Origin of the sequence: Marinifilum fragile, assembly GCF_963677365.1 — a bacterium.
Lineage (GTDB): Bacteria > Bacteroidota > Bacteroidia > Bacteroidales > Marinifilaceae > Marinifilum > Marinifilum fragile.
The window spans coordinates 4,556,765-4,570,737 of sequence record NZ_OY781962.1; the positions used below are offsets into that span (position 1 = coordinate 4,556,765).

The 13,973-nt window shown below is 35.0% G+C and carries 9 protein-coding genes; 8 read left to right on the forward strand and 1 reads right to left on the reverse strand.

Features of this window, described 5'->3' with window-relative positions; genetic code table 11:
• Positions 1–5: 5 nt before the first annotated feature.
• The 4 genes from bamA to murI all read left to right on the forward strand — a co-directional run bounded on the left by bamA (position 6) and on the right by murI (position 4,578).
• On the forward strand, positions 6–2,519 hold the full coding sequence (bamA, locus tag ACKPCA_RS18545; protein ID WP_321280372.1) for an outer membrane protein assembly factor BamA: 2,514 nt from the start codon (positions 6–8) through the stop codon (positions 2,517–2,519).
• Positions 2,520–2,594: 75 nt separating this feature from the next.
• On the forward strand, positions 2,595–3,116 hold the full coding sequence (locus ACKPCA_RS18550; protein WP_054714235.1) for an OmpH/Skp family outer membrane protein: 522 nt from the start codon (positions 2,595–2,597) through the stop codon (positions 3,114–3,116).
• 29 nt (positions 3,117–3,145) lie between these two features.
• Positions 3,146–3,661, forward strand: coding sequence for an OmpH/Skp family outer membrane protein (locus tag ACKPCA_RS18555; RefSeq protein WP_054714238.1), 516 nt, complete (start codon positions 3,146–3,148; stop codon positions 3,659–3,661).
• Positions 3,662–3,750: 89 nt separating this feature from the next.
• Positions 3,751–4,578 (forward strand): glutamate racemase, encoded by an 828-nt coding sequence (gene murI, locus ACKPCA_RS18560; RefSeq protein ID WP_321280374.1) that lies wholly within the window; start codon positions 3,751–3,753, stop codon positions 4,576–4,578.
• Between the two features lie 50 nt (positions 4,579–4,628).
• On the opposite strand, the gene ACKPCA_RS18565 is transcribed toward murI, so the two are convergent.
• Complete coding sequence (locus ACKPCA_RS18565; protein WP_321280376.1) at positions 4,629–5,162, reverse strand: gamma carbonic anhydrase family protein; 534 nt, start codon at positions 5,160–5,162, stop codon at positions 4,629–4,631.
• 440 nt (positions 5,163–5,602) lie between these two features.
• On the opposite strand from ACKPCA_RS18565, the gene ACKPCA_RS18570 reads away from it, so the two are divergent.
• The 4 genes from ACKPCA_RS18570 (at position 5,603) to ACKPCA_RS18585 (ending at position 13,956) form a co-directional block, all read left to right on the forward strand.
• Complete coding sequence (locus ACKPCA_RS18570; RefSeq protein WP_321280377.1) at positions 5,603–8,710, forward strand: SusC/RagA family TonB-linked outer membrane protein; 3,108 nt, start codon at positions 5,603–5,605, stop codon at positions 8,708–8,710.
• A gap of 12 nt (positions 8,711–8,722) precedes the next feature.
• Positions 8,723–10,141, forward strand: coding sequence for a RagB/SusD family nutrient uptake outer membrane protein (locus ACKPCA_RS18575; protein WP_321280378.1), 1,419 nt, complete (start codon positions 8,723–8,725; stop codon positions 10,139–10,141).
• 927 nt (positions 10,142–11,068) lie between these two features.
• Positions 11,069–12,913 carry a 2-oxoacid:acceptor oxidoreductase subunit alpha gene (locus ACKPCA_RS18580; RefSeq protein WP_321280379.1) on the forward strand — a complete coding sequence of 615 codons (1,845 nt, stop codon included), beginning with the start codon at positions 11,069–11,071 and terminating at the stop codon, positions 12,911–12,913.
• A 2-nt stretch (positions 12,914–12,915) separates the two neighbouring features.
• On the forward strand, positions 12,916–13,956 hold the full coding sequence (locus tag ACKPCA_RS18585) for a 2-oxoacid:ferredoxin oxidoreductase subunit beta (RefSeq protein WP_321280380.1): 1,041 nt from the start codon (positions 12,916–12,918) through the stop codon (positions 13,954–13,956).
• Positions 13,957–13,973 lie beyond the last annotated feature (17 nt).

Sequence of the window (13,973 nt, forward strand, 5' to 3'; positions counted from 1 at the left end):
AAGTAATGATTAAACGATTAACTTTTATTTTAACCCTTTTTATAAGTTTTACTGCGATAGCGCAGGAAACCGATACGATTTACAATCCAGCTCTTTATTACACTTCCCCTAAAACTTACGAATTGGGTGGAGTAACAGTTTCAGGAGTAAAACATCTGGAAACTAATGTGCTGATACAAATATCAGGATTGCGTGTTGGATCTCAGCTAGAAGTGCCAGGAGATAAGGTTACTAAGGCAGTTAATAAGCTGTATAAACAAGGTTTGTTTTCTGATATTCAGATTACAGCAACAAAGTTAATTGATAAGAAGATTTATTTAAATATTCATCTGCAAGAGAGACCTAGATTATCTGAGGTAAATTATATTGGTACTTCTAAAAGCGAGACCAATAAACTTAAGGAAAAGTTAAAGCTTCAAAAAGGAACTCAGGTAACAGATTATATGATATCAAACATTAATATTGTTGTTGAGAACTATTTCAAAGAAAAAGGATTTTACAATGTTGATGTTAATGTGTTGCAAAGAGATGATCCAAATGAACCAAATAGTGTGATTTTGGATATCAATATGGATAGAAACAATAAAATTAAAATCAAGAATATCTTTATTGAAGGGAATAGTGCTCTTACGGATAAAAAAGTAAAGAAGGCTATTAAAGGATCCAAAGAAAAACGCTTAAGAAACTTCTTTAAATCATCTAAGTACATCGAAGAAAAGTGGTACGAGGATAAGATCGGTTTAATTACAAAATATAACGAGGAAGGTTATAGAGATGCGATTATTATTTCTGATAGTATTGAACAGGTATCTGAAGACAGAGTTAACTTGTACTTAAAACTAAAAGAAGGAAATCAGTATTTCTTTAATGATATTACTTGGGTTGGGAATACTGTTTATACTAGTTATGATTTAGATAGAGTTCTAAAGCTTAAGCAAGGTGATGTGTACAATCAGACCTACTTGAATGAACGATTAAGAGAAGATGATGATGCTGTAAGTAATTTGTATTTAGATAATGGATATCTATTTTTTAATGTAAATCCTGTTGAAAAGGTAATTGGAAAGGATTCGATTAACATCGAAATGCGAATGGTTGAAGGAAAGCAGGCTACGATTGATCGCGTTAACATTGTAGGTAATACAAAGACTCACGAACATGTTGCTCGAAGAGAGTTATATACTTATCCAGGTGAATTGTTTAGTAAATCTGATATTATTCGTTCTGTGCGAGAGTTGGCACAACTTGGGCACTTCGATCCTGAAGCAATAAATCCGGATATAAAGCCACATCCTGAAAGTGGAACTGTAGATATTACATATGAGTTGGCAGAAAAAGCAAATGACCAAATTGAGCTTTCTGGAGGTTGGGGAGCTGGTATGATTATCGGTACTGTCGGATTACGATTCTCGAACTTCTCTATTCGTAATATTTTTAACAAGGAGGCTTGGAGTCCACTTCCTACTGGTGATGGTCAAACCTTAAGTATTCGTGCTCAAACGAATGGATCTTATTATAACTCATATAGTTTGTCGTTTACAGAGCCTTGGCTGGGAGGAAAAAAACCTACCTCATTAAGTACGTCGATTTATTACTCGCAACAGACAGGATTTAATCGTAATGCATATTATTACACGCAAGGTTCCGATCGATATGACACAGGACAAAGCCAAAAGATTTTTGGTGCTAGTGTTGGATTGGCTCGTCGTTTGAAATGGCCTGATGATTATTTTTCTTTGTATAATGAGGTAAGTTATCAGAATTTTAGATTGAAGAACTGGGCTTACTATTTAATATCGGATGGAACTTCAAATAACTTTAGTTTCACCACTACATTATCAAGAAGTTCTATAGATAATCCGTTGTATACGCGTAGAGGTTCTTCTTTCTCTTTAAGTTTGAAATTTACACCTCCTTATTCTCTATTTGAGGATTTAGACTATGAGAGAGCGGATGACGATGAAAAGTACAAATGGATTGAATATCATAAGTGGGTATTTAAAGGTAAGATGTATAATGGTTTACTTCCTAAAAATGATAAATTAGTACTTTACACCGGTGCAGAATTTGGTTATTTAGGATATTACGACAAACACAAGAGATCTCCTTTTGAAGGATTCGAAGTTGGTGGTGATGGAATGTCAGGTTATAGCATGTACGGTAGTGATAATATTGGGGTAAGAGGTTATGAAAATGGATCTTTAACACCAATTCAAAATAATGGTAGACGTTTAGGAGGTAATGTTTACTCTAAGCTTACTGCTGAGGTAAGATATCCATTATCTTTAAGTCAATCAGCTACAATTTATGCATTGGCATTTGCTGAGGCGGGTAACTCTTGGTATGATTTTGAAGATTTTCAGCCATTCAATTTAAAACGATCTGCCGGTGTCGGATTAAGAATATTCTTACCAATGTTTGGTCTTTTGGGAATTGATTGGGCTTATGGTTTCGATGAAGCTAATCTACCTGGACAAAACGGTAGTCAGTTCCATTTTGTGATTGGTCAACAATTTTAACATATTTTAAGAATTGAGTATTGACTACTCGTTTAATTTAGCTTAATTTAGAGTTTGTTTGTAAAAGGTTTAAATATGAAAAGAATAATCTTATTGATAATAGTATTAGTCGTTGGTTTAGGAGATGTATACTCTCAACAGCGCTATGGATTTGTCGATACAGAATATATTTTGAATAAGATACCTGATTATAAGAATGCACAGGAGCAATTGGATCAATTTTCAACGCAATGGCAAAATGAAATTGAAAGTGTTGCGACTGAAATTAAAGAATTACATGCAAAGTTTAGGGCAGATGAGGTTTTTCTGTCATCAGAAATGCGAACAAAGAGAGAGAAGGAAATTCATGATAAAGAAGTATTAGCTCAAAAATTGCAGCAAAAATACTTTGGTCGAAATGGAGAGCTCTATAAAAAAAGACAAGAATTAATGAAGCCTATTCAGGATGATATCTATGAGGCAATCAAGGAGATAGCAAAGTCTGGAAGTTATGGTATGATTATTGATCGTGCTAATGGGCCAACAATCATATACAGCAATGAAAAATTTGATTTAAGCGATAAGGTGCTGTATAAATTGGGTATAAGAACTAAATAAATATCAAATAAAAACTAACTGAGTATACTATGAGACAATTTTTAAAAGTAACATTAGTAGCCACTTTCCTTCTTACAGGAGCTAACTTATTTGCACAAACTGTAAAATTAGGACATATTAATTCAAATGAATTATTGTCTATAATGCCAGAAAAAGAGCAAGCTCAAAAGCAAATTCAAGCAAAAGCTGAAGAATACGATAAGCAAATTCAGGAAATGAAAGCTGAGTATCAAAAATTAGCTCAAGCATATATTGCAGATAGAGAAACTTTAACTGACGCAGTTAGAGCAATCAAAGAAAAGGAAATTCAAGAACTTCAAAATCGTATGCAAACTTTTGATGGTTTTGCACAACAAGAACTGCAAAAAACGCAGAATGAACTATTGAAACCTATTTTTGACAAAGCATCTAAAGCAATTAAAGATGTTGGAGCTGAAAATGGTTTTACTTATATCTTGGATATCAGTACTGGTGTAATCTTGTTTAATTCAGACAATAGTATTGATGTTATGCCATTGGTAAAAGCTAAATTAGGTCTACAATAGATATTCTTTTAAGATATTATAGATAAAGGTGGTATTTTAATACCACCTTTTTTATTTTTACGAATTGTGATGTAGTAAAAATTAATTGCATGAATGATAATAGGCAAGCAATAGGTGTATTTGATTCTGGATATGGAGGTTTAAGTATTTTAAATGAATTTTTAAAAGAATTGCCCGAGTATGATTTTATCTATTTAGGAGATAATGCACGAAGCCCTTATGGGACCAGATCGTATGATGTGGTATACGACTATACATTGCAGGCGGTTGAACAGTTATTCTCTATGGGTTGTGAATTGGTGATACTTGCGTGTAATACAGCCTCAGCAAAGGCCCTTCGAACAATTCAGCAGTGTGACCTGCCAAAAATAAATTCCAACAAACGTGTATTGGGTGTTATTAGGCCAAGTGTAGAAGAGATTGGCTTGCGAACTAAGTCGAAGCATGTAGGAGTTTTTGGAACTGTAGGCACCGTGCGTTCGAATTCATATCCTTTAGAAATTAAAAAATTATATCCAGAAATTAAGGTAATTCAGGAAGCCTGTCCAATGTGGGTTCCTTTGGTCGAAAATAATGAGTTTCAAACCGAAGGTGGCCGATTTTTTATTCAAAAGAATGTCGATAGCCTTTTAAAAAAAGATCCTCAGATTGATACAATAATTTTAGGCTGCACACATTACCCATTATTAAAGGAGGAAATCCATAAATTTCTTCCTGATAATATAAAACTAATTTCTCAGGGGGAAATTGTAGCGAATAGTTTGAAAGATTATTTGGTGAGGCACCCAGAAATGGATGTTAGGTGCTCAAAGAACTCGGAAGTAGAGTTTTTCACTACAGAATTTGTTGATAGTTTTGAGGAAAAGGCAAGTAGATTTTTAAACCTTAGCTTAAAAGCAAAACATATATCCTATTAAAAAATAGCCTTCATTAATACGAAGGCTATTTTTATTGAAAGAAAATTCTTCTATTTAATTGTTTCTTCGTCAGTTTGATACCAACTTGCGTACATAGCATAACTGTTGGCTATCCTATTGATTTCACCCTCAAGAAGTTCAGGACTAATCTCTTTTATTTTTTTTGCAGGGGAACCAGCATAAACACTACCTGATTCTACGTGAGTTCCTTTTGTAACAACTGAGCCTGCAGCGATAATGGAGTTACTATCAATTACTGCGTTATCTAATACAACCGCTCCCATGCCAATTAATACATTGTCTTTAATGGTACAGCCGTGTACAACTGCATTGTGCGCAATAGAAACGTTGTTTCCAATATTGGTTGGTGACTTTTTATATGTAGCATGTATGGTAGCATTGTCTTGAACATTTACATTGTTGCCAAGTTTAATGTAATGAACATCTCCGCGAAGAACGGCACTATACCAAATACTACAATCGTCTCCCATTTCTACATTTCCTATGATAGCTGCATTTTCAGCTAGGAAGCAGTTTTCACCAAACTTTGGTGATTTTCCGTTTAAATCTCTAATAATAGCCATTCTTATTTAGTTTGATTATAAATACAAAGATAATCAAAATAAAATCTGATACTTAAAGCAAGAGTATGTTGTAAAAAAAAGTTATGCAAACGATAGCATTAACTATATTGAATATCAAACAGCTAGTTTGTTTAGAGATTGATATATATTTAGGTTGGAAAGTTATTAATTGTAAGTTATTCAAAATGTTTTTATTTAGATTTAAAAGGTTTACGAAAAAAAAGATTTGATTTTTTAAGATTTTTTCACACTTTTGATGCTGCAGATTTGATAGGGGTATTAAAATCTGATAATTGAATTTAAGTAATTATGAAAGCCTAAATTCAATTTTTAGTTCTAAAGGGAGCATATTCTATCTGAAGTCTATATAGGGAAAATTAGATTTCGGAGTATATATATAGATGTGTATTAATTAATAATTAACCACTAACTAAAAATTTATGAAAAAAAGTTTAGTTTCGATGCTAATCCTGTTTTTTATAGGATTGCAGAGCATTCTAGCTCAAAGTCGAGAAGTTACAGGGGTGGTAACCTCAGCCGAAGATGGGCTGTCGATCCCTGGAGTTTCCGTAATTGTAAAAGGTACTACCATCGGTACTTCTACTGACTTCGATGGAAAATACTCTATTAATGTTCCTGATGGTGAAAATGTGTTGGTTTTCTCATTCGTGGGTATGACTACACAGGAATTAACTGTTACTAGTTCAACTTTAAATGTTGCAATGGAAAATGAATCCATTGGTGTTGAAGAAGTAATGGTTGTTGCTTATGGTACTGCAAAAAAATCTACTTTTACAGGTTCAGCTGCAGTTGTAAAGAAGGAAGCCTTAGAAAATCTACAGGTAAGTTCTGTAACAAAAGCTCTTCAAGGTAATGCTCCTGGTGTACAGGTTATTTCATCTTCAGGTCAACCTGGAGAAAATCCTACAATTCGTATCCGTGGAACAGGTTCAATCAACGCATCAAGTTCACCTTTATATGTAGTTGATGGTGCACCATTTGATGGAAACATTTCTTCAATTAACCCTGATGATATTGAGACTATGACAGTATTGAAAGATGCTGCTGCTGCTTCTCTTTATGGTTCACGTGCTGCTAATGGTGTTGTTATTATTAAGACAAAATCTGGTAAGTCTGGTAAGACTAAAATTTCATTCAAATTACAGCATGGTTTTTCTACGCGCGCTGTAGAAGGGTATGATTTTGTAAGAGGTGACGAATACTATAAATTATATTGGGAAGGTCTTAGAAATGGAGCTATTAGTGATCCAAAATCTATGGCAGGATATGCTTCAGCTGAAGCTTATGCAACTGATAACGTAGTTAAACAATTGGTATATAATCCATTTAATGTTGATAAACCAATTGGTTTAGATGGTCAGATTGTTGATGGAGCAAAATTGCTATATAATGCTGATTGGCAGGATGCTTTGTCTCAAACTGCAAAAAGAACTGATGCTGGTTTAAGTGTGAGTGGTGGTAATGAAAAAACCCAATTTTTCCTATCAGGAGGCTACTTAAAAGATGAAGGGATTGCATTGGAATCAGATTTCGAAAGATTTTCATCTCGTGTAAGTGTTACAACAAAAGCTAAAGAATGGTTGAAGACTGGTATTTCTGCGAACATGAGTAGAACAGAACAAAATGCGCCAACTTCATCAGGGAATTCTTATAGAAACATCTTCTTATTTGAAAATGTTCCTGCTAGTATCTATCCTGTGTATGAGAGAGACTCTGAAGGGAATATAGTTTATGAGAATGGTAAAAAGAAGTTCGATTACGGTAAAGATCGTCCAATGGGAGCAGCTGATAATTCAAACCCTGTAGCTTCCACCACAATGGATATTATTAAAAATACTCGTACTTCTGTTGGTATGAATGCGTTCGCAGAAGCTAAATTTCTAGAAGACTTCACATTCAAAACAAATTTACGTTCAGATTACTATGTGAGAAGTTATGAGGCTTACTATAACTCAGAGTTTGGTGATGGTGCTGGTTACAATGGTCGTAGTTCAAAGAGAAAATATGAAACTTACTCTTGGACTTTTACAAATACTTTGAATTGGAACAAGACCTTCAATGAAGATCATACTTTTGGAGTGTTGTTAGGTACTGAAGCATACTCTTATAACTATCAATCATTGGAAGGACAGAAAACTCAGTTTCCATTCAATGGAGTAACAGAGTTGGCCGTTGGTGCACAAGTTTCAGATTTGACTTCAGGAACTTATGATCATAGAATTGTTGGTTACTTTAGTCAGTTTAACTACGATTTTAGAAATAGATATTATGTTTCTGCAAGTTACCGTCGTGATGGTTCTACTAAATTCCACAAAGATAGTCGTTGGGGTAGTTTCTGGTCTGTATCTGGTTCTTGGAGAATTGATCAAGAAAATTTCTTAAATGATGTAGATTGGTTGAGTTCTTTGAAAATCCGAGGTAGTTACGGTACTTCGGGTAACGACGGTATTCTTGATGCAGGAGGTTACACTGATTATTTCCCGTATCTAGGACTTTATGAAACAGGATACAATGATTTAGCAAATGCAGGTATTATATTGGCTTCTCTTCCAAATTATGATTTGAAATGGGAGAGTAACGCACAAGCAAACATTGCTATAGAATTTGGGTTCTTGGATCAGAGAATTAATGGATCTATTGAATTGTATGAAAGAAAATCAAAAGACTTATTATTCGCTCGTCCAATGGCTTTGTCAACAGGATTTACTTCTGTAAATGAAAATATTGGTGATGTAAAGAATACAGGTATTGAATTTGTGATTAATACTGTAAACATTGATAATGATGATTTCCATTGGGAAACTTCATTCAATATTGCTGCAAATAAAAATGAAGTAACTAAGTTACCTCAGGAAGAAATCGAGTTTACATACAAGAAGTACAAGGCTGGTAAGAGCATTTATGACTTTTTCATTAGAGACTATGCTGGTGTTGATCCATTAGATGGTGCTGCTATGTGGTATACCATGAACGACGAAGGTGAAAAAGTAACTACTAAGGATTATGATTCAGCCGATAAATTCTATGTGGGATCTGCAGAACCGGATTTCATTGGAGGTATCACAAATAACTTCCGTTATAAGAACTTTGATCTTAGTTTCATGTTCAACTTCTCTGTTGGTGGAAAAGTATATGATGGCTCCTATGCAGGATTGATGCATGCAGGTACTAATGTTGGTAAGCAGATGCACAAAGATATGCTAAACAGATGGCAAAAAGAAGGTGATGTTACTGATGTTCCAAGATTGGATAACAGCGATGGAACTAACTATAATGCAGTATCAACAAGATTTTTGTATGATAATGACTACTTGCGTTTGAGAAATATCACACTAGGATATACACTCCCAAATAGCTTGTTAGAGAAAGTAAATCTTTCTAGAGCTCGCGTTTATGTTCAGGCTGATAACTTATTTACATTTGTTAAACATGAAGGTATGGATCCTGAACAGTCAACTTCTGGGGTAACAGATAATAGATACCCAGCTCTAAAAACAGTATCATTTGGTGTTAAAGTAGATTTTTAATAAGGGTAAATTATGAAAATAAATAGAATATTATTAATGTTACTTGCTGGAAGTATGTTCGTTTCAGCTTGTAGTGATAGTTTTTTGGAGGATCCTGAGCCAACCACGTCGGTTTCTCCAGAGCAGGTTTTTCAAAGTATTGGAGGTGCGCGTGCAGCATTGAATGGTATTTATTCATTTATGCGTACTGGGAATGTAGATGGTAATACTGATGATTACGGTTTGCTTACCGTAAGAATCATGGCTGACCTAAAAGGATTGGATGCAGCATTAGTTGCACCAAGTTGGTATTACTGGGATTACAGATTCATGGAAACAATGCGTACTGTAAATAGTACTCGTACTCGTGAAATTTGGTCTAGATATTATAAAATGATTAATGATGCGAATACCATCATTACTTTTACTCCTGGCATTGATGCTGTTGAAGAAGAGAAGAACCAAATTTTAGGTGAAGCGTTAGGTATTAGAGCCTATTTGTATTTTGAGTTAGCAAAGTTGTATCAGCATACCTATGCTAAGGATGCTAAAGCTCCGGCTGTACCTATTTACCTAGAACCATCAACAGCTGCAACTAAAGGTAACCCTAGAGCATCTCTTACAGAAGTGTATACTCAAATCGTTAAAGACCTATTGGACGCCGCATCAAAAGTTGGTAAAGACAGAGGTTTGAAGAGTAACTTCAATATTGATGTAATTAATGGTCTTTTGGCTCGTGTATATTTAAACATGGAAAATTGGACTGAGGCTTCAAAATATGCGAAACTTGCAAGAAAGGATTATCCTTTAATGTCTGGGGATGATTTTAAAGCTGGTTTTAATGATACGGGTAATGCTGAATGGATTTGGGGGCTTCCAACCAATGGTGAGCAAACATTATCTTGGGCTGCTTATTTTTCATTCTGGGATCACAACAGAGCTAGTGGATATATGAATATCTACTGTGACAAAGCATTCAAAGAGTTGTTTACTGCAACTGATGCCAGAAACTTGTTTGAATATGATGATGTTCAAGAAACTTGGTATAGTACTAAGATGACTGATAAACCAGACAATACTGGTGCTATTGTAATGATGCGTGCTGCTGAGATGTATTTAATAGAAGCTGAGGCTGAGGCAGAAGCAGGTAATAATACTGCTGCTCAAGATGCTTTATTTGAGGTACAAGGTAATAGAGATGCAGATGCTGTTAAATCTGCAGCTACAGGTGCAACTTTAGTAAATGAAATTTTGCTTGAAAGACGCAAGGAGTTATTCGGCGAAGGTTTTGCATTTTTCGATATTAAGAGACGTCAACTGGCTTTGAAACGTGGAGCAGATCACTGGTATCAGGCTGATTTGCCAGCTAATGCCAAAGAGTTTGTTCTTCAAATTCCTAAAAAAGAATTAGATTCAAATTCAAACATCAATGAAGAGGATCAAAATCCTTAATTGCTGATTAGATTATAATATGGAGGCTACCATGTGGTAGCCTCTTTTTTTGTCCCTAAATTTAATTACACACGGAAGATATATGAACTAAGCTATTGTTGCCTTCAATTAAACTTGTGGTTGACAATTTGCAGGAGGATATTTCTGCATTTGTATTTATTGTGATTAAGTATCCAGAGTAAAAATTTCACTTGCTATTAAAATAGAGACAATCCTTTGGAATAGAAATGTAATTGCATTAAATGTTTGCAGAACAATCTTGGTATTGATAATCATCGATTTTTAAAAGTTACTATAAATTAGTCTTGATGGAGGTAGTTAAATCTGTGTTAATAAAAAAATCGGAAGAGTTGGTTTTAAAAACAGAGGAACATATTTAGAAGTTTACAAGCATAGAAACATAGAAGCTAAGCAGAAGCTACGTAAGTATTGTTGGAATTATCGAATCGTAAGGAAAGTTTTTACTTCAAATGAATATAAGGTATTAATGATTAAAATATAAAATGCTATGTAGTTCCTAAGGCAAGATTTTCTCGAAGAGATAACAATGAGGTGGTGAAAGTGAAATCTTAATTTTAGTAAGTAATTTTTATTATATAGAAACCGAAATGAGCAATTGAGCTTGTTTCGGTTTTTTGTTGATATACCTTTAATTATTACATTTCAAACTTAAACTTCCTTCTTATTCAGACTTAATCAACTAAAAATCAGACTAATTTATATACATAAGTTAAGTGTAACTTTTTATAATACAAACGTTTGCAAAAAGTAAGCAAAATTTCATATCTTTTCTTGTCTAGAATTGGGGAAACGCTACCTTTACCATGTTAAATAACATGTAGACGGAGGTTTACTTGGTTTAATGAAATTCAACAGCAATAAACTAAAAAAACAAAAAATTTAATCTGAGATTAAATTAAAACAGTCATGAGTCAAAAGACAAAAGTCATTGAAAAGGAAGAAGTTGTAATTAGATTCTCTGGAGACTCCGGAGATGGTATGCAGCTTACAGGAACTCAATTTTCCGATACTTCCGCATTATTTGGAAATGATGTAGCTACTTTCCCGGATTACCCTGCAGAAATTAGGGCTCCACAAGGAACAGTAGGAGGGGTATCAGGATTCCAATTGCATTTTGGGCATACAGAGGTAAATACACCTGGAGATTATGCTGATGTATTAGTTGCTATGAACCCAGCGGCGCTAAAAGCAAACCTAAAATGGGTGAAAGCTAGTGGAACAATCATCGTGAACGAGGATAGTTTTACTGATCGAAACTTTGAGAAAGCAGGTTACGATTCAGATCCACTTCATGATGATAAACTTGCCGATTACAATCTGATAAAGGCTAAAATCACTTCTCTTACAAGAGAGTGTTTGAAAGATTCAGGACTGGATCAGAAAAGTATTCTTCGAAGCAAAAACATGTTTGCTCTAGGTATGGTATATTGGATGTTTGATCGTCCATTGGCACATACAGAAGAATTTATCGAAAACAAGTTTAAAAAGCATCCATTAGTTGTTGATGGTAACAAGAAAGTATTACATGCAGGTTATAACTTTGCAAAAACAATTGAAGCATTGGCTTACAATTATAGTGTAGCTCCTGCTAAAATTAAGAAGGGAACCTATCGTAACATTACTGGAAACAAAGCAACAGCTTGGGGATTAATTGCGGCAGCAGAAAAAGCAAGATTGCCACTATTTTGTGGTTCTTACCCAATTACTCCTGCAACTGAGATTTTACAAGAGCTAGCAGCTCGTAAAGACTTGGGGGTGAAAACATTCCAAGCAGAAGATGAGATTGCTGGTATTTGTACTGCAATTGGAGCTAGTTTCGCAGGTAATTTTGCTGTTACAACCACTTCAGGTCCAGGTTTGGCATTGAAGACAGAAGCTGCAGGATTAGCAGTTATGACAGAGTTACCTTTGGTAATTGTAAACGTTCAGCGTGGAGGTCCTTCAACAGGTTTGCCGACCAAAACTGAACAATCAGATTTGATGCAAGCAATTCACGGTAGAAGTGGTGAATGTCCTATGCCTGTTATCGCAGCTAGTACCCCATCAAACTGCTTCGAGTACGCATACCGTGCAAGTAAAATTGCATTGGAGCACATGACTCCGGTTATTCTTTTAACTGATGGCTTCCTTGCAAATGGTGCAGAGCCATGGAGAATTCCAAAAATGGAGGATCTTTCACCAATTAAAGTTCCTTTGGCAAAAGAAGGCGATGATTACCTTCCTTACGCCAGAGATGAAGAAAAATTGGCAAGAAAATGGGCTGTTCCGGGAACAAAAGGATTAGAACATAGAATTGGTGGATTGGAAAAAATGGATGTTACAGGTACAGTATCATACGTTCCGGAAAATCACCAGGTAATGACAGATATCAGATCTGAAAGAGTTAAAAGAGTAGCTAACTTTATTCCAGATCTACCGGTTAAAGGAGAAGAAAATGCAGATGTTTTGGTTGTAGGATGGGGTGGAACATATGGTCACCTTACAACAGCTGTTCGTGAGCTTCAAAAAGAAGATAAGAGTATTGCATTGGCTCACTTTAACTATATTTTCCCATTGCCAAAGAATACAGGAGAAGTATTTAAGCGCTATAAGAAAATTATCGTTTGTGAATTGAATGATGGACAGTTTGCTGAATATTTAAGAAGCAACTTCCAGGATGTTAAATTCGAGCAATATAACAAGTTGCAAGGTTTACCGTTTACTGTAAAAGAATTGAAAGAGAAGTTTAATCAATTATTGGAGGAGAAATAATCATGGTAGATACATTATTAAAGCAACCAGCTCCTGAGAAATTGACTCCAAAAGATTTTAAGAGTGATCAGGAAGTAAGATGGTGTCCAGGATGTGGTGACCACGGTGTTTTGAATTCGGTACAGAAAGCAATGGCTCAATTGGGTAAGCCAAAAGAGAATTTTGCGGTAATCTCTGGTATTGGATGTTCTTCTCGTTTTCCATACTACATGGATACCTATGGTTTTCATTCAATTCATGGTAGAGCAGCTGCAATTGCTTCTGGTGCTAAATCGGCAAATCCAGACCTGGAAATCCTTCAAGTTTCGGGTGATGGTGATGCATTGGCAATTGGTGGTAATCACTTTATTCATGCTATACGTAGAAATATTGATATGACTATCTTGTTGTTCAATAACGAGATTTATGGTTTGACCAAAGGTCAGTATTCGCCAACATCGAAGCATGGAATGGTAACCAAAACATCTCCATTTGGAACCATTGAACAACCTTTCCACCCGGCAGAGTTGGCATTAGGTGCTCAATCAAAGTTCTATGCTCGATCAATCGATACCAATATTAAGTTGACTTCTGAAATTCTTTTGGATGCAACAAAGCACAAAGGAACATCAATTGTTGAGGTTCTTCAGAATTGTGTAATCTATAATGATGGAACACACTCTTTGATTACTGATAAGAACACCAAAGAAGAATATCAATTGGTTCTTCGTCATGGTGAAAGAATGATTTTTGGTAAAGAAAAGAACAAAGGATTGGTAATGGGCGCTAATGGTAAACTAATGGTTGTTACTATTGGCGAACATGGTATTACCGAACAAGATATATTGATTCATGATGCTCATACTCCAGACCCACACATGCACTGGTTGTTGTCGAATATGACTGCACCTGAGTATCCAGTGGCGTTTGGTGTAATTCGTGATGTTGCTGCCCTTTCTTATGAAGAAAAAATGGTACAGCAAATTAAGGATGTTCAGGAACAATCCTCAATTAAATGTATGGATGACTTATTGAACAGTGGAGATACTTGGACAGTTGAATAATTGAAGCTTTTCAATTG